18 protein-coding genes are annotated in these 16,045 nt (G+C 73.9%); 14 read left to right on the plus strand and 4 right to left on the minus strand.

Features of this window, described 5'->3' with window-relative positions:
• The first annotated feature begins 274 nt into the window (after positions 1-274).
• The 3 genes from msrA (at position 275) to ACE4Q9_RS29935 (ending at position 3,981) form a co-directional block, all read left to right on the plus strand.
• Positions 275-796: a peptide-methionine (S)-S-oxide reductase MsrA gene (msrA, locus tag ACE4Q9_RS29925; RefSeq protein ID WP_397987637.1), complete on the plus strand. Its 522-nt coding sequence runs from the start codon at positions 275-277 to the stop codon at positions 794-796.
• Positions 797-895: 99 nt separating this feature from the next.
• On the plus strand, positions 896-3,655 hold the full coding sequence (locus ACE4Q9_RS29930) for a LuxR C-terminal-related transcriptional regulator (RefSeq protein WP_397987638.1): 2,760 nt from the start codon (positions 896-898) through the stop codon (positions 3,653-3,655).
• A gap of 128 nt (positions 3,656-3,783) precedes the next feature.
• The gene (locus ACE4Q9_RS29935) at positions 3,784-3,981 is read left to right on the plus strand and encodes a hypothetical protein (protein WP_085563090.1); all 198 of its coding nucleotides are present in this window, start codon (positions 3,784-3,786) and stop codon (positions 3,979-3,981) included.
• Between the two features lie 21 nt (positions 3,982-4,002).
• Here ACE4Q9_RS29935 and ACE4Q9_RS29940 read toward each other — a convergent pair whose 3' ends face one another.
• On the minus strand, positions 4,003-4,569 hold the full coding sequence (locus ACE4Q9_RS29940) for an ion channel (RefSeq protein ID WP_397987639.1): 567 nt from the start codon (positions 4,567-4,569) through the stop codon (positions 4,003-4,005).
• Between the two features lie 449 nt (positions 4,570-5,018).
• On the opposite strand from ACE4Q9_RS29940, the gene ACE4Q9_RS29945 reads away from it, so the two are divergent.
• The gene (locus ACE4Q9_RS29945; RefSeq protein ID WP_397987640.1) at positions 5,019-5,546 is read left to right on the plus strand and encodes an SHOCT domain-containing protein; all 528 of its coding nucleotides are present in this window, start codon (positions 5,019-5,021) and stop codon (positions 5,544-5,546) included.
• 34 nt (positions 5,547-5,580) lie between these two features.
• On the plus strand, positions 5,581-6,048 hold the full coding sequence (locus ACE4Q9_RS29950; protein WP_397987641.1) for a hypothetical protein: 468 nt from the start codon (positions 5,581-5,583) through the stop codon (positions 6,046-6,048).
• Positions 6,049-6,090: 42 nt separating this feature from the next.
• On the opposite strand, the gene ACE4Q9_RS29955 is transcribed toward ACE4Q9_RS29950, so the two are convergent.
• Positions 6,091-7,188 carry an NAD(+)/NADH kinase gene (locus ACE4Q9_RS29955; protein ID WP_397987642.1) on the minus strand — a complete coding sequence of 366 codons (1,098 nt, stop codon included), beginning with the start codon at positions 7,186-7,188 and terminating at the stop codon, positions 6,091-6,093.
• A gap of 199 nt (positions 7,189-7,387) precedes the next feature.
• On the opposite strand from ACE4Q9_RS29955, the gene ACE4Q9_RS29960 reads away from it, so the two are divergent.
• The 4 genes from ACE4Q9_RS29960 to ACE4Q9_RS29975 all read left to right on the plus strand — a co-directional run bounded on the left by ACE4Q9_RS29960 (position 7,388) and on the right by ACE4Q9_RS29975 (position 10,853).
• A complete protein-coding gene (locus ACE4Q9_RS29960; RefSeq protein ID WP_397987643.1) occupies positions 7,388-7,537 on the plus strand; it encodes a hypothetical protein in 150 nt (49 codons plus the stop codon).
• Positions 7,538-7,620: 83 nt separating this feature from the next.
• Entirely contained in the window at positions 7,621-9,135 is a 1,515-nt protein-coding gene (locus tag ACE4Q9_RS29965) for a purine-cytosine permease family protein (RefSeq protein ID WP_397987644.1), read from the plus strand.
• 141 nt (positions 9,136-9,276) lie between these two features.
• Positions 9,277-9,675, plus strand: a complete 399-nt coding sequence (locus tag ACE4Q9_RS29970; RefSeq protein ID WP_397987645.1) for an SseB family protein — start codon at positions 9,277-9,279, stop codon at positions 9,673-9,675.
• Between the two features lie 80 nt (positions 9,676-9,755).
• A complete protein-coding gene (locus ACE4Q9_RS29975; protein ID WP_397987646.1) occupies positions 9,756-10,853 on the plus strand; it encodes a hypothetical protein in 1,098 nt (365 codons plus the stop codon).
• Positions 10,854-10,887: 34 nt separating this feature from the next.
• Here the strand turns inward: ACE4Q9_RS29975 and ACE4Q9_RS29980 are convergent, their stop codons facing one another.
• Positions 10,888-11,295: a MarR family winged helix-turn-helix transcriptional regulator gene (locus ACE4Q9_RS29980; protein ID WP_397987647.1), complete on the minus strand. Its 408-nt coding sequence runs from the start codon at positions 11,293-11,295 to the stop codon at positions 10,888-10,890.
• A gap of 43 nt (positions 11,296-11,338) precedes the next feature.
• Complete coding sequence (locus ACE4Q9_RS29985) at positions 11,339-11,695, minus strand: VOC family protein (RefSeq protein ID WP_397987648.1); 357 nt, start codon at positions 11,693-11,695, stop codon at positions 11,339-11,341.
• Positions 11,696-11,986: 291 nt separating this feature from the next.
• On the opposite strand from ACE4Q9_RS29985, the gene crcB reads away from it, so the two are divergent.
• From crcB to ACE4Q9_RS30010, 5 genes are all read left to right on the plus strand, one after another.
• Complete coding sequence (gene crcB / locus ACE4Q9_RS29990; RefSeq protein ID WP_397987649.1) at positions 11,987-12,451, plus strand: fluoride efflux transporter CrcB; 465 nt, start codon at positions 11,987-11,989, stop codon at positions 12,449-12,451.
• Positions 12,448-12,813, plus strand: a complete 366-nt coding sequence (locus ACE4Q9_RS29995; RefSeq protein WP_397987650.1) for a DUF190 domain-containing protein — start codon at positions 12,448-12,450, stop codon at positions 12,811-12,813. Before crcB ends, ACE4Q9_RS29995 begins: the two co-directional genes overlap by 4 nt.
• A gap of 272 nt (positions 12,814-13,085) precedes the next feature.
• Positions 13,086-13,922 carry an undecaprenyl-diphosphate phosphatase gene (locus ACE4Q9_RS30000; RefSeq protein WP_397987651.1) on the plus strand — a complete coding sequence of 279 codons (837 nt, stop codon included), beginning with the start codon at positions 13,086-13,088 and terminating at the stop codon, positions 13,920-13,922.
• A 188-nt stretch (positions 13,923-14,110) separates the two neighbouring features.
• Positions 14,111-14,788 (plus strand): FadR/GntR family transcriptional regulator, encoded by a 678-nt coding sequence (locus ACE4Q9_RS30005; RefSeq protein ID WP_397988262.1) that lies wholly within the window; start codon positions 14,111-14,113, stop codon positions 14,786-14,788.
• Between the two features lie 215 nt (positions 14,789-15,003).
• Complete coding sequence (locus ACE4Q9_RS30010) at positions 15,004-16,002, plus strand: asparaginase (protein ID WP_397987652.1); 999 nt, start codon at positions 15,004-15,006, stop codon at positions 16,000-16,002.
• Positions 16,003-16,045: the final 43 nt, after the last annotated feature.

Raw genomic sequence — 16,045 nt, forward strand, 5'->3', positions numbered from 1 at the left:
CGCTGTTCGGCGTGTGTGCGTGATCGCGTGGCTCGTGATCGGTCGTTGTCCGGCGTGCGTGTGTGATCGCGCGGCCCGTGATCGGTCGTTGTCCGGCGTGCGTGTGTGATCGCGCGGCCCGTGATCGGCCGTTGCCCGGCGTGCGCGCCTGACCGCGCCGCCTCCGCCCGGCCGGTGGCCCTTCGCCGCTCGCGCGTGGGCGGTATTACGCTGGATGACCGTGCCCCCGGCACGTCAACAGGGGTGCGGGGCCGGACGAAACAGGGAGCGACCGATGACAGCGGGAACCGAGCGAGCCGTACTTGCGGGCGGTTGTTTCTGGGGCATGCAGGATCTGATCCGCAAGCAGCCCGGCGTGGTCTCCACCCGCGTCGGCTACAGCGGCGGCGACACCCCGAACGCCACCTACCGCGACCACGGCGACCACGCCGAGGCCATCGAGATCCTGTACGACCCCGCGGTGACCAGCTACCGCGACATCCTGGAGTTCTTCTTCCAGATCCACGACCCGACCACCCGCGACCGCCAGGGCAACGACATCGGGCGCAGCTACCGCTCCGCGATCTTCTACGACGGCGAGGAGCAGCACCGCATCGCCCTCGACACCATCGCGGACGTCGAGGCCAGCGGACTGTGGCCCGGCAAGGTCGTCACCGAGCTGGCGCCGGTCGGCGACTTCTGGGAGGCCGAGCCCGAGCACCAGGACTACCTGGAGCGCTACCCCAACGGATACACCTGCCACTTCCCGCGGCCGAACTGGAAGCTGCCGCGCCGCGCCGCGTCCACCACCGACTGAGCCGCCCCGCACCGGGCACCACCCGCTCGTGTGGCGCGTCGTCCCCCAGGGGAGATCCTGGGGGGAGGAGCGGAGCACGCTGTCCGCGACCCGACGACGATGGTGGTGACCACCATGGGCGTGCCGGACGAGACCGGAACGGACCCTTACGGGCCCGCCGATCCCTGCGGGGATCCGTTCCTGCGGGCCAGGTTCGCGATCCCCGCCCTCCCGGTGACCTATCTGCGCCGCGACCGGCTGCTCGGACACCTGGACCTGGCCCCGCGCACCCCGCTGACCGTGGTCGGCGGGGCCGCCGGAGCGGGCAAGACGCTGCTGGTCGCCGACTGGGCCGCGACCCGCGGGCCACGCGTCGCCTGGCTCACCGCCCAGATGGCCGACAAGGGCACCGGCACCTTCTGGGCCTATCTCCTCCAGGCGCTGCGACTGGCCGGGGTGAGCCTCTCCGCCGAGGTCGGCCTGCCCGCCGAGGCCGGCCGCGTGGACGAAGCGCTGCTCACCCGGGTCGCCGCCGAACTCGGCGCCCGCGCGCGACCCGTGACCGCGGTCATCGACGAGTACGACCGGGTCACCGACCCGGAGATCGCCGACCAGCTGGAATTCGTGCTCCGGCACGCGCACACCGGCATCCGCCTGGTCCTGGTCACCCGCACGGAACCGCTGCTGCCCCTGCACCGCTACCGGGCGGCCGGCGCGATCACCGAGATCCGCAACGACGAACTGGCCTTCACCCCCGAGGAGGCCGCCGGCCTGCTGGCCCTGCACGGCCTGCGGCTGCCGCCCGACGAGGTGGGCGCGCTGCTGGCCCGCACCCGCGGCTGGGCGGCGGGCCTGCGGCTCAGCGCGCTGGCCGCACAGGGGGAGCGCGACCCGAGGTCGTACCTGAGGGAGTTCGAGGCCGACCGCACCACCATCGGGGACTACCTGATCGCCGAGGTGCTCAAGCGGCAGCGCGCCGAGACCCAGGACCTGCTGCTGCGGATCAGCGTCCTCGACCGGTTCTGCCCCGCCCTCGCCGACGCGCTCACCGGACGCGCCGACGCCGAGCTGATCCTCACCGCGCTGCACCGCGAGAACGCCTTCGTGGAGGATCTCGGGCACTCCTGGTTCCGGCTCCATCCGCTGTTCCGGGAGATCCTGCGCGCCCATCTGCGGGCCCGGCTCTCCGGCCTGGAGACCGAGCTGCACCGCCGGGCGGCGGGCTGGCTGCGCCGCCACGGCCCGCTCGCCGAGACCCTGGAGCACGCCGCCGCCGCGGGCGACTGGACGGCCGCCGCCGGTGCCCTCGTCGGCGACCTCGCCCTCGGCGAACTGCTCACCGGCCCGCGCGCCGAACCCCTGGCCGCGATCTTCTCCGCCCTGGGGCCCGAGCCGCGGACCCCGGCCACCGACCTGGTGCGCGCGGCCCGCGAACTGTCCCTCGGCGACCTCGACCGGGGCCTGCCGCACCTGCGCCGGGCCGCGCGCGAGCTGGACCGGGCCCGGAGCACACCAGGGCCGGGCGTGGAGGACGATCCCGCACAGCTCGCCGCCGCCCGCCTCGGCTGCACCCTCCTCGACGTCCTCGCCGCCCGGCTGACCGGCTCCCCCTCGCGCGCCGAGGCCGCCGCCCGCCGCGCCGAGGAGCTGCGGCGGGAGGTGCCCGGCCGGCTGCTGGACCGGCACCCCGAACTGACCGCCCTGCTGCGCGCCCACCTCGGTGCCGCCCGCCTGTGGGCCGGTCGGTTCGCGCAGGCGCGGGCCGCCCTGACCGCGGTGACCGACCACGGGGGTACGACACCGGAGGCACCGGCATCCACGCGGGAACCGGCGGTCACGGCGTCGGCCGCGGCGACCGCCCGGCTCCGCGCCGAGTGCCTCGCCCACCTCGCCCTGCTCGACCACCTCGACGGCCGCCCCGGCCGCGCCGAACGCAAGGCCCTCGCCGCGCTCGCCGCCGATCCCGCGGACCCCTGCGCACCCTCCGGGGCCGGTCCGGCCACCCTCGTCCTGGCCGCCGTCGCCACCGATCGCGACGAACTGGACCGGGCCGAGGCGCTGCTCGCCCCGCAGCCCGACGCGGCCGACGCCCGCCATCCGGTGCGCGACCCGGTGACCCGGGCACTGCACGCCCTGGTCACCGCGCGTCTGCTGCTCGCCCGCGGCGACACCGAGGGCGCGCTGGAGGCGGCCGACCGTGCCGTCGTCGCGGAGGAGCCCTCGCCCTGGGCCGAGGCCCACGCGGCGCTGGTGGCCGCCGGCGCCCATCTCGCCGACGGGCGCCCGGAGCTGGCCGTCAAGCTGCTGACGGAACTGCCCGGCGAGGACCCGCTGTGCCTGGTGGGCGCGGCACAGGCCGAACTGGCCGCGGACCGCCCCCCGCACGCCCTCGCCCTGCTCGACCGGATCCGCCCGCAGCAGGCCACCGCCCCGCTGATCGCCGTACGGGCGGCCCTGGTCCGGGCGCGGCTCGCCGGCGTCGAGGGCGACCGCGAGGCCCGGCGCCGGCTGGTGGCGCGGGCGCTGCGCGAGGCCCGGCGGAACCGGCTGCGGCGCCCCTTCAGGGAGGCGGGGCCCTGGCTGCGGCCGCTGCTCACCACGCCGCCGCTGCGCCCGCTCGCCGAGGGCTGGCTGCTGGCCGCCGGCCCGGACGGCACCGCGTCCGTGGCCGAACCGCCGCCCATGGTCGAGGAGTTGAGCGGACGCGAACATGATGTGCTGGTCCGGCTCGCGGAGATGATGTCCACCGAGGAGATCGCCGCCGACCTCTACGTCTCTGTCAACACGGTCAAAACCCACCTCAAGAGCGCTTACCGCAAGCTGGGCGTGAACCGCCGCCACGACGCCGTGCACCGCGCCCGCGAACTCGGCCTGCTGTGACCGCCCGCGTCAGCCGCGAGCGGGCCCACATCACCTGCGACGGGTGAGGCCCGGTCGCCGGAGCGGGGCGCAGGATCGCAGGAGAGGGCCGGGTACTGCCCGTCCGCGGCACGCGGGGAAGGCAGCTCATGCGCTACGAGATTCGCGTCGACGGCGAGCTGACGGAGACGCTGGCCAAGGCGTTCCCCGAGCTGGACCACGTGGTGGTGTCCGGCCACACCATCCTGTTCGGCCGTGTCCTGGACGAGACGCACCTGTACGGACTGCTGGCCCGCTGCCAGTCCCTCGGCCTGCGCGTGCTGGAGATGCGCCAGGCGCCGCAGTGAGCCCTCGCCGGGCCCGAGCCCTCAGGGCTCGCGCTGCCTGCGGCGCAGCCCGGCGTTCACCGCCGCCGTGAGCAGCCGTACGGCCACGCCCACCAGCAGCAGCCCGCACACCATCTGGCACATCACCGCCACCCGGCCCGCCTCCGAGCGCGCGGTGATGTCGCCGTAGCCCACGGTGGTGAACGTGGTCAGCGTGAAGTACAGGGCGTCGGTCCTGGTCAGCGGCTCGGTGAAGGAGCCGGGGGTGTCGCGTTCGATGATGTGGTAGACGCTGGCGAAGACGACCAGGTAGAGCCCCACCGTGGCGACCAGTGCCTCCACCGCCTTCAGCCGGGGATGCGGCGCGTGCATGATGTGCCAGGCCTCCCAGCCGAAGACCACCGCGACCGCGAGCAGCCCGCACAGCAGCAGGAGGACCGTCGCCAGGGTGGTGCGGGAGTCCAGTGGCACCAGGTAGTAGGCGAGGACCAGGGCGGTGAGGATGACCGCCGTACGCGCGAAGGACGCGGCCGCGGCCCGGCGGTCCGACCCGCTGCCCAGGGGGTGCCGGGCGTCCTTCGACGGTGCCCGCCTCTCCGGATCGGTCATCGCGTTCGCCTCCCGCCGCCGCGCCACAGGCCGGGCCGCCTGTGCCCGCTACCCACCTCAGCGCCCCGGCCCCCGTAGGGGATCACCCGCCAGGGGTGATCCCCTACGGGGCGTCAGGGGCCACGCTGCCGTGGTGAGGTCCCCGCACAAGGCCCCGCCGGCCGGCCGGGAGCGGCCTCGGCACGGGACGGAGGAGCCATGACCTCCCTCCCGCGATCCGGGTCCGCACGGCCCCCGCGGCCGGTCCCCGGACCGGAGCACGATCCCGGCGGGGCCGCCACCCTCGGCGACGGCCGCCCCCGGCTACAACCACGCACCGCAGTCCGTCGCGCACCCGAGCCGGCCGCCGTTCACCCGCGCCGGGTGAAGCGCCCCGCGCGCGCCGGAGCGCAGCCTGAGGACGGTGGACGACCGACTACCGGGCGCGGACCCGGGACGGAGGCAGCGACATGAGCGTCCAGACCTACCTCGCGTACGACTATCCGGCGCTGAGCGTCTTCTGGTCCATGCTGGTGTTCTTCCTGTGGATCATGTGGTTCGTGCTGCTGTTCCGGGTGGTCATGGACATCTTCCGCGACGACTCCCTCGGCGGTGTGGCCAAGGCCGCCTGGCTGGTGTGCGTCGTCGTCCTGCCCTTCCTCGGCGTCTTCCTGTACCTGATCGCCCGCGGCAAGGGCATGGGCCGCCGCGAGGTGGAACAGGCCCGTGCCCAGCAGCGCGCGTTCGACAGCTACGTCCGCGAGACCGCGCGAGGCGGCACCTCCAGCGCCGACGAACTCGCCCGGCTCGCCGACATGAAGGCCCGCGGCGACATCACCGAGGACGAGTTCCGCAAGGCGAAGGACATGGTGTTCGCCGCCCACGGACCGTCCGCGGGCACGTCCACCGGCACGTCCGCGGGCACCCCCGGAGGCACGGGGCCGGAATCCACCGGATCCGGCCGTTCGGGAACCGTCTCCTCCCACTCCCCGCACTGACCCACCGCACACCGGAGAGAAACGAGGTGGCACGATGACCGCGCCCCACGCACACCACAACACCGGCCCCACCGGCCCCGGAGCCGGCACCACCCGCGAGCCCACCACCAAGCAACTGTGGGCCACCGGCCTGACCGCGTTCGCCGCGGTGATGCTGCTGCTCACCGGCGTCCTGGACATCTTCCGCGGCATCATGGGGATCGCCCGTGACGACGTCTTCCTCGCCACCCGCAGCTATGTGTTCCAGTTCAGCCTCACCGGCTGGGGCTGGGTCCACCTGGTCCTGGGCGCCGTCGCCGTGATCGTCGGTCTGGGCCTGATGAAGGTGTCGACCTGGGCGCGGGCGGCCGGCGTGGTCATCGCCGCACTGATCATCATCGCCAACTTCCTGTCCCTGCCGTACTACCCGGTCTGGTCGATCGTGATGATCGCCCTCGCCGCCTTCACCATCTGGGCGCTGTGCGTGGTGCGCAAGGAAGGCGACCGGGGCCTGTTCGACTGAACGCCGCTGCACGCCGCACGCCGCCCGTCGCGGCGGCCGGGTTCACGCCGGCGGGGGTGCGCCTCCCGGAGGGGAATCGCCCGCGGCCCCCGTCGCGCCCGGCAGGGCCAGATGGGCGAGGTCGGCCGGGGGCGGCGAGGTCACCGGCCACAGCGGGGCGGCCCGGCCGTCGGCGAGCGCGGCCGGGGCATCGGTGAGGTTCATGCGCTCCCGCAGCCGGCCGTAGAAGTCCGTCGGACCCAGCCGCACTGCCTTCAGCCGGCGGGGCGCCGCGTACACGCCGATCCAGTCGCCGGGGCTCAGCACCCCGCGAAGCTGTCCGTCGATGCTGACCGCGGCCTGGCCCGAGCGCTCCAGCACCCGCAGCGCCACGGGCTCGTCCGGGGCGGCCACGACCGAGCGGTTGAACACCATGTGCGGGGCCACCGGCGTGAAGACCAGCCCCTCCGCGCGCGGCGAGACCACCGGACCCCCGGCGGCGAAGCTGTACGCCGTGGAACCCGTGGGCGTGGCGACCAGCAGCGCGTCCGCCGAGTAGCAGGCGAGGAGCCGTCCCGCCAGATACACCGCGACCGACACCTGCCGGTCCCGCGACAGCTTCTCCAGGACGACGTCGTTGAGCGCGGTGACGTCCAGCGCGACGCCCCAGTCGCCGCCCGCCGCGCAGTCCACCCGCACACGGGGCGGCGGCAGCATCGGCCCGCGGCCGTACCGCGTCAGCGCCTCCATCTGCGCGGGCACCTCCAGCCGGCACGACGCCCGCATGGTGAGCAGCATCCGGCTCTCCACGGTGATCCGCTCCTCGCGCACCGCGTCCAGGGCCGCCCGTACCGCGGGGGCCGGCACCTCGGTCAGGAAGCCGACCCGCCCGAGGTCCACGCCGAGCACCAGGGCGTCGTTCGCCGCCGCGAGCCGGGCGCCGCGCAGGAAGGTGCCGTCGCCGCCGAGCGTGACGATCAGGTCCGGGTCGCCCGCCGCGTCCACCTCCGCCCGCGCGCTGTGCCGGGCGCCCTCCTGCCACACGTCGATGTCAGTGCACACCACCGCGTTCTCCGCGCACCAGTCGCGCACCGCCCCCGCGGCCGCCTGCGCCTCGGCGCGCCCGCCGTGCACGACCAGGCCGACACGGTTCACCGTCATACCCGCACCACCCGCCTGAGAGCCGGCTCCTGCTGCCGAGCGCCATCCTCGCCGGGGACGGCACGGGCCCCGCGCACGCCACGCCGCCGGGCGCACGCCGCGCCGGAGCGGTTCGCCCGCCCCTCTCTCATGGCATCCGCCCCCCACGGGTACTCGGGGCGTTGCCCACAGACGTACGGAAAGCCGGGGGAGGCCCCCGATGAGCGAGTACACCACCCCGTCCCAGGCCGAGGGCGAACGGGAACCGGAGGACGTGGGGGCGGCGCAGCCGGACCGCACCACCCCGTCCCAGGCGGAAGGCCCCGCCGAGGAGAGCCCCGAGCAGAACCCCGAGGAGGGCCGCGACTGACGAGGATCCCGACCGCCGCCTGCGTTGCGGCCCCCGCGGCGCCGACCTAGCGTGATCTCGACACGTCAGACAGGTAGGCCGTGATGACGCATCCGCCCGACCCCCTCGGCATCACCGACCACAGAGCCGCCACCCGCCCGATCCAGCTGGAGACGCACGGGCTCGACGTGATCGGGGACGCGGACCGCAGGGGCACCCCGCGCATGCTGTTCTGGCCCTGGTTCGGGGCGAACGTCTCCGTGCTCGGGCTCAGCTACGGCGCCTTCGCGTTCGGCTTCGGCATCTCCTTCTGGCAGGCGCTCGTCGCAGGCACCATCGGCATCGTCGTCTCGTTCCTGCTGTGCGGCTTCGTCTCGGTCGCCGGCAAGCGCGGCTCGGCGCCCACCATGGTGCTCAGCCGCGCCGCCTACGGGGTGCGCGGCAACCGGCTGCCGTCGGTGGTCTCCTGGATGCTCACCGTCGGCTGGGAGACCGCGCTCATCTCGCTCGCCACCCTGGCCACCGCGACCGTCTTCACCAGCCTGGGCTGGGGCGGCGGGACCGAGACCAAGGTGGTCGCCCTCATGGTGGTGGCCGCGCTGACCGTCGTCGCCGGGGTCATCGGCTTCGACCTGATCATGCGGCTCCAGACCGTCATCACCGTGATCACCGGCGTGCTGACCATCGTCTACGTCGGCCTCGTCGCCCACCAGGTCGACTGGAGCGCCGTCAAGGCGGTGCCGGACGGCTCCGCGCAGCAGATGATCGGCGCGCTGGTGTTCATGATGGCGGGCTTCGGGCTCGGCTGGATCAACGCCGCCGCCGACTACTCCCGCTACCTGCCGCGCGGCTCCTCCAGCCGGGGCGTGATCGGCTGGACCACCTTCGGCGGCTCGCTCGCCCCCGTGCTGCTGCTGGTCTTCGGTGTACTGCTGGCCGGGTCCTCGCCGCAGCTGAGCCGGGCCATCGCCGACGACCCGATCGGCGCCCTGGCCACGATCCTGCCCACCTGGTTCCTGGTGCCGTTCGCCGTGGTCGCCGTGCTCAGCCTGGTCGGCGGCGCCGTCCTCGACATCTACTCCTCCGGCCTCGCCCTGCTCTCCGCCGGACTGCGCGTGCCCCGCTATCTGGCCGCGCTCTGGGACGGCTGCCTGATGATCGCCGGGTCGGTCTACATCGTGTTCTTCGCCGGCGGCTTCCTCGGCCAGTTCATGGGCTTCCTCACCACGCTCGGGGTGCCCATCGCCGCCTGGTCCGGCGTCATGCTGGCCGACCTCGCGCTGCGCCGCCGCGACTACGACGACGGGGACCTGTTCCGCCCGCACGGCCGCTACGGCGACGTCCCGCTGGTGCCCCCGCTGCTCACCCTCGCCGCCACGGCCGTCGGCTGGGGCCTGGTGACCAACACCGCCGCGCACTGGCTGGGCTGGCAGGGCTACCTCCTCGGGCCGCTCGGCCTCGGCGGCCGTACCGGCGCGTGGGCGTACGCCAACCTGGGCGTGGTGGTCGCCCTCGCCCTGTCCTTCCTCGGCACCCTCCTCCTCGGCCGGCACCGGGTGCGCGCCCAGGAGGCCCTGGCCCCGAGCCCCGCACCGGGCGAGGAGGTCCTCAGGGCCTGAGCGGCACCCCGTCCCGCGCCGGTCCGTACCTCTTCCGGTTCGCACGCATGCCCCTGCTCCGCACCGGGTACGCGAGGCGGGAGCCCGCCCGGGCAGTCCGTCCGGGCGGCCCGTACCACCACCGCTACCTGGGGATCTGCCATGGAGACACCCGCACACGACGCCCTTCCGACGCCGGCCCAGCAGGCGCTGGACGCCCTGGTCGCCAACGCCGAGGACCAGAGGGCCCTGGACACCCTCGCCCACAGCGACGTGCTCGTCCCCGTGCCGGACGACGCGATCGACGGCGAGGGCGCCGACGCCACGACGGTGGCCCTGCCCATCCTGGAACAGCCCGGCGGTGACCCGGTCGTCCCCGTCTTCACCACGGAGAACGAGATGGCCGAGCTGCTGCCCTTCGTCTCCCGCTACCGCCTCATCCCGCTGGGCGCGCTGGCCTCGCAGTGGCCCGACGAGGAGATCTCCCTGGCGATAGACGGCAGCTCGGAGCACGCGCTCACGCTGACGTCCCAGGGGGTGCGGACTCTGCTGGCCCGCTGAGGGCGGGCCCCCTGAGGGCCGCGGGGTGCGGGGAGCCGCGCAGGTGATCACCGCCCTCCTGCGGGCGTCAGAATACCCTCATGGAATACATCGCCGGCACGGCAGGCGCCCTGCTGCTCCTCGCCGTGCTGAGCAGCATCCTGCGCACCCTCGTCGTCCCGCGGGGCCTCTACTCGGCGCTGGTCTTCCGCCTGTGGTGGCTGTTGCGCAGAGTGCTGCGGCTGACCACCCCCCGCGGCGACTACGAGGCCATCGACCGCGCCCAGACCTGGCTGGCCCCGCTCATGCTGATCGGCATGCTCGCCTGCTGGCTCCTCGGCGCCCTGTTCGGCTTCGGGCTGCTGCTGTACGCGCTGTCCCCGCTGGCGTGGACCACCGCGTTCCGGGAGGCCGGCTCCAGCCTGTTCACGCTGGGCTTCGCCAGCGGCGCCCGGTGGAAGCTGTCGGTCCTCGACTTCGTCGCGGCGGCCACCGGGCCGGTCCTGATCGCGCTCCAGATCGCCTACCTGCCCACGCTGTATGCCGCCTACAACCGCCGCGAGGTCGAGGTCACCCTCCTCCAGGCGCGGGCGGGCGAGCCCTCCTGGGGCCCGGAGATCCTGGCCCGGCAGTGGCTGGTCGACACCGAGACCGCGCTGCCCGAGCTGTACCGGGCCTGGGAGCGGCTGGCCTCGGACATGGGCGAGAGCCACTCCACCTACCCGGTCCTGCTGACGTTCCGCTCCCCGCGCCCGTACCGCAGCTGGCTGGTGGGACTGGTCGCCGTGATGGACGCGGCGGCGCTCCAGCTCGCGCTGGACCCGAAGACCGCGCCGCCGGAGGCGCGGCTGGTGCTGCGGGCCGGGTTCAGTGCCCTGCGCGACATCGCCCGCGCGGTGCGCGCCCCCTTCGAGGCCGACCCCTCGCCCAGCGCGCCCATCCGGCTCACCTACGCCGAGTTCGACGCGGCGGTGGCGATGCTGGACTCGACCGGCTTCCGGGCCGAGCGCACCCCCGAGGAGGCATGGCCCCACTTCCGCGGCTGGCGGGTCAACTACGAGGCCGTCGCCTATGAACTGTGCCGCCGCTGCGACGCCGTACCGGCCCTGTGGACCGGCCCCCGCGACTTCCCGACGACCCCGATCCCGCCGCGCCGCCCGGTGGACCGACGCCCGGACGACCCGCCGCCGAGCGTCTAGACCCGCCGCCGAGCGTCTGTCCCGACGGGAGGCCCTAGCGGTCCTGGTGGTCCCTTTCGGGCAACATCCGCTCCAGGACGGCGCGTTGTACCGGCAGCACCTCGGTGTGCAGGGCACGGCCCTTGGTGGTGAGGGCGACCCAGACGCCGCGGCGGTCCTCGGCGCACACCGAGCGCTCCACCAGGCCGTCCTTCTCCAGCCGGCCGATCAGCCGGGACAGGGCGCTCTGGCTGAGATGCACCCGCCCGACCAGGTTCTGCACCCGGCAGTGGTCGCCCTCGCGGGGTGACTCGGCGGCCAGGATGTCCAGCACCTCGAAGTCGCTGGCGCCCAGCCCGTGGGGGTGTAGCGCACGGTCTATCTCGCACATCGTGCGCGCGTGCACGGCGAGGATGTCCCGCCAGCGTTCCTCCAGCCGGGCATCGGCCGTTTTCCCTGCCATACCGGCACCGTAGCACCGTTCCAGCCACTCGTTGAGTGTGCAACTACTGTTCGGTGGCGGGGTCCTGGAGCAGGCCCACCATGTTGCCGTCGGCGTCCTTCACACTGGCCACGAGCCGTCCGTTGCCGACGTCCCGGACGTCCTGCACGATCTCCGCGCCCGCCGCCACCAGCGCCGCCAGCCGCTCCCGCAGATCGGTGACGTGCCAGAACGGCACCGGCCCCGTCAGGCCCTGCGCATGCCCGTTCGGGTCGAGGCCGATGTCCTGCCCGGCGGCCTTGAACCCGATGTAGTACGGCTCGTCCGCGTACGGCTCGACGCCCAGCAGCGCGCCGAACAGGGCCTTGGCCCGCTCCGGATCCTTGACGGGGTAGATGATCGTCTGCACACCGGCGGTCATGGAAACTCGCTCCTCACAGGGCAATGGATTCGGGGAGGCCCGGCGGGCCTCCGTCGGTGCAACCACGCTAGACCGGGGGACCCCGCCAGGGCTTCTCCGATCCTGACCGCTTCGACGCCGATCGGCAGCTCCGTGACGGCGAGCCCCGCCGAGGCGTCCCGCCAGGAGAAGAGTGGGTGAACGCTCCGCCGGACGGGCCCCGGCGCGGGCGGGGCGCCGCCGATCCGGCGGTAGTCTGGTGCCGGCCGTGATCACCCACCGGGGGCCGGCCGAGCAGGAGACGTAGGAACGATGACAACCCCCGAAGCCGGCACCCTCCGCACCCGCCTCTCACCGCGCCGGCGAACGCAGTGGCACGCCCAGGGCCCCGTCGTCGCGGTGGTCGCCGTCGGCGGCGCCCTCGGCGCCTGCGCCCGCTACGGGCTCAGCCTCGCCTGGCCCGCCCCACCCGGCGGCTTCCCCTGGGCGACCTTCTGCACCAACCTCGCCGGCTGTGCCGTGATGGGCGTGTTCATGGTGTTCATCACCGAGGTGTGGGCCGCCCACCGCCTCGTCCGCCCCTTCTTCGGCACCGGCGTCCTCGGTGGCTTCACCACCTTCTCCACCTACACGGCCGACATCCGCAGGCTGGTCGAGGCCGGCCGCCCCGGCACCGGCCTCGTCTATCTGGCGGCGACGCCCTGCGCGGCCCTCGCGGCGGTGTGGCTCGCCTCGGCCGCCGTCCGCCGGGTGCTGACCAGGAGGGAGCGGGCATGACCGCGCTCACCGGCCGCGCGCTGCGGCTGACCGTCTGCGTCGGCGAGGACGACACCTGGCACCACAAGCCCCTCTACAGCGAGATCGTGCACCGCGCGCACGCCGCCGGGCTCGCCGGCGCCAGCGTCTTCCGGGGCATCGAGGGCTTCGGCGCCTCTTCCCGCATCCACACCTCCCGGCTGCTCTCGCTCGCCGAGGACCTGCCGGTCGCGGTGATCGTCGTGGACACCGAGGAGCGGGTGCGGGCCTTCCTGCCCCAGCTGGCCGAACTGGTCCACGGGGGCCTGGTCACGCTGGAGAAGTGCGAGGTCGTACGGTACGCCGGCCGCGCACCCGCGCCGGAAGGTGAGGAACCGCTGTGAACCGGCGGCTGGTCGTGGCCGGCGCGGGACGCTGACCACGCCCCCGCGTCCTCTCCCACCAGAATTCCCCCTGCGAGACCCCGCGGCCCAACAGTGCCGGCTCGGGCCTCTACGCTTCGGTGAGCGTCTTCGCCGTCGTGGCGGCCGACCCGGCCGCGGCCTTCGCCGGTTCCGGCTCGCCGGCGCTTCGCAGGTCCGGCCGCTCGGCACCTCCCGGCGCGGCAAGTACTGTCTACAACACTGTCGACCTACTCTCCTCAGAACTGGATCCCATGAGCGCCATCTCTGTCGGTCAGGCCGTCATCCTTGGAGTCGTCGAGGGGGTGACCGAGTTCCTCCCCGTGTCCTCCACCGGCCACCTCAAGATCGCCGAGGGGCTCATGGACATCCCCGTCGACGACAAGTCCGTCGTCGGTTTCTCCGCCGTCATCCAGGTCGGCGCCATCGCCGCCGTGCTCGTGTACTTCTTCAAGGACATCAAGCGGATCGTTTCCGCCTGGTTCCGCGGTCTGGTCAACCGCGAGGAGCGCTACCACCACGACTACAAGTTCGCCTGGTGGGTGATCGCCGCGACCATCCCGATCGTCCTGGTGGGCCTTGCCGCGAAGCCGCTGATCGACGGGCCGCTGGCCTCGCTGTGGGTGGTGGCCGGTTCGCTGATCGTCGGGTCCGGCGCGATGTGGTGCGCGGACCAGATGGGCCGCCACAAGCGCGGCGAGGACGACACGTCCTTCAAGGACGCGATGTGGGTGGGCTGCTCGCAGATCCTCGCCCTCCTCTTCCCCGGCTTCTCCCGCTCCGGCGCCACCATGTCCACCGCGCTCGTCCTGGACCTGGACCGCGTCGCCGCGACCCGCCTCTCCTTCTTCCTGGGCATCCCCGCGCTGACCGGCGCCGGCATCTACGAGCTGAAGGACGCCCTCGGCGCGGGCGTGGGCGCCGCCCCGCTGGGCGTCGGCACCCTCGTCTCCTTCGTCGTGGCCTACGCCTCGATCGCCTGGCTGCTGAAGTTCGTCGCCAAGCACTCCTTCAACGCCTTCGTGATCTACCGCATCATCATCGGCGTAGGCCTGCTCGGCCTGCTCGGCACCGGTGTGCTCAACGCCTGAGCCGTGCTCTTCCGGCACCTTGCGGGGTGCGGCGGCCCGAACGCGGGCGCCGCACCCCGCGCGCGTTCGTGAAGCCCCCGGCACCGGACCGGCCAGCCTTGACAGAGCGGGCGGACAGCGCGCAGGATCGCCCCGTGAACCTGTCAGACAGCCAGACAGGTGGCGTGGGGCCGCGTCGCGTCAGCGCGATGGAAGCGGTCCTCGGCCACCTCCGCGGCGCCATCGAGCGCGGCGACTACGCCATCGGCGACAAGCTGCCCTCCGAGGCCGAGCTGGGCCGGGCCCTGGAGGTCTCCCGGCCCGTGCTGCGCGAGGCGCTGCGCGCGCTCCAGGCGATGGGCCTCACGGTCTCCAGGACCGGCAAGGGCACCTTCGTCGTCGCCAACGCCGTGGAGGACCCCACCTTCGGCGACTACGCGGCCAGCGACCTGCTGGAGGTCCGCCGGCACATCGAGATCCCGGTCGCCGGCTACGCGGCCCTGCGCCGCACCCCCGACCACCTGGACCGGCTGGCGCATCTGCTGGACCGCATGGAGCGGGAGACGGACACCACCGCGTGGGTCGCGATGGACACCCTCTTCCACCTCACCGTGGCCGAGGCCGCCCAGAACCCGGTCTTCCGCCGGGTCATCGAGGAGATCCGCGACGCCCTGGCCCGCCAGTCGGCCTTCCTCAACGAACTCGGCGGGCGGCGCGAGCAGTCCAACCGCGAGCACCGCGCGATCGTGGAGGCGCTCACCGACGGCCGCGAACAGGACGCCCTGGCGGCGATGAGCCACCACCTGGACCGCGTCGAACGCACCCTCACCGACATCGTGCGCCCCAGGAAGCCGGACCCGGCCGCGAGCGGCCCGCCCGAGGCATGAGCGCCGCCCACCCCTGATCCCCGGCCACCCCCCATGCCAGGCGACACCGGCACCGGACGCACCACCGTGCCTCCGCCGCCGGACGCCACGGCACCGGGCGCGGTCCGTACGACGCCCACGCCCGCCCCCGTGCGACCCGCACACCCCCGCCCCCGACCGGCGTGCCACCGCGTGACCCGCGGACCGGCCGCCCCGACCCCTTGACGCAGGAAGAAATGGACCTCAGCCTCCCCGCCGCCGCGCCCGCCGTGCGCGCACCCGGCCACGCCCCCGTCGCCCACCTCGTCCGCGGCGGCGTGGTCGAGGGCATCCACTACGGCTCCGTCGTCGTCCTCGGCGCCGACGGCACCGTCGACTTCCGGCTGGGCGACATCGAGGCCGCCTTCTACCCCCGTTCGGCCGTCAAACCCCTCCAGGCCGTCGCCATGGTGCGGGCCGGGCTGCCGCTGGACGGGGAACTGCTGTCGCTGGCCGCCGCGAGCCACTCCGGCGAGGAGCGCCACCTCGACGGCACCCGCCGCATCCTCGAGATGGGCGGCCTCGCCGAGGACGACCTGCGCAACGTCCCCGACCTGCCCTTCGACCCCACCGTCCGCGACACCTGGATCCGCGAGGGCCGGACGCCCTCCCGGCTCGCCCAGAACTGCTCCGGCAAGCACGCGGCGATGCTGTGGACCGCGCGGCTCAACGACTGGTCCCTGCCCGACTACCTGGACCCCGCGCACCCCTTGCAGCAGGCGATCCGGGAGACCGTCGAGGACCTCACCGGGCAGCGGGTCGCGCACATCAGCGTGGACGGCTGCGGCGCCCCCCTGTTCGCCATCTCCCTGCACGGGCTCGCCCGCGCGCTGTCCCGGATCACTTCTGCGGCCCCCGGCACCGCGGAGGCGAAGGTGGCCGACGCGATGCGCGGCCACGCCGAGATGGCGTCCGGCGCGCGCCGCGACGTCGCCGCGCTGATGCGGGCCGTGCCGGGGCTGCTCGCCAAGGACGGCTTCGAGGGCGTCCAGGTCGCCGCGCTGCCGGACGGGCGGGCGGTGGCCGTGAAGATAGCGGACGGCGCGGACCGCGCGCGGATACCGGTCGCGGCGCGGGCACTGGAGCGCGCCGGGGTGGACCCGGCGCTGCTGACCGGCTTCGCGGGGCAGGCGCTGCTCGGCGGCGGCGTCCCGGTGGGGGCCGTACGCGTGGTGGACGAGCTCGGTCCCGCCTGAGTTCACCCCCCACCGACGTTTCCCCACCCGAAGCTGAGAAAGC

It is taken from the genome of Streptomyces sp. AM6-12 (assembly GCF_044327085.1).
Taxonomy (GTDB): Bacteria; Actinomycetota; Actinomycetes; order Streptomycetales; family Streptomycetaceae; genus Streptomyces.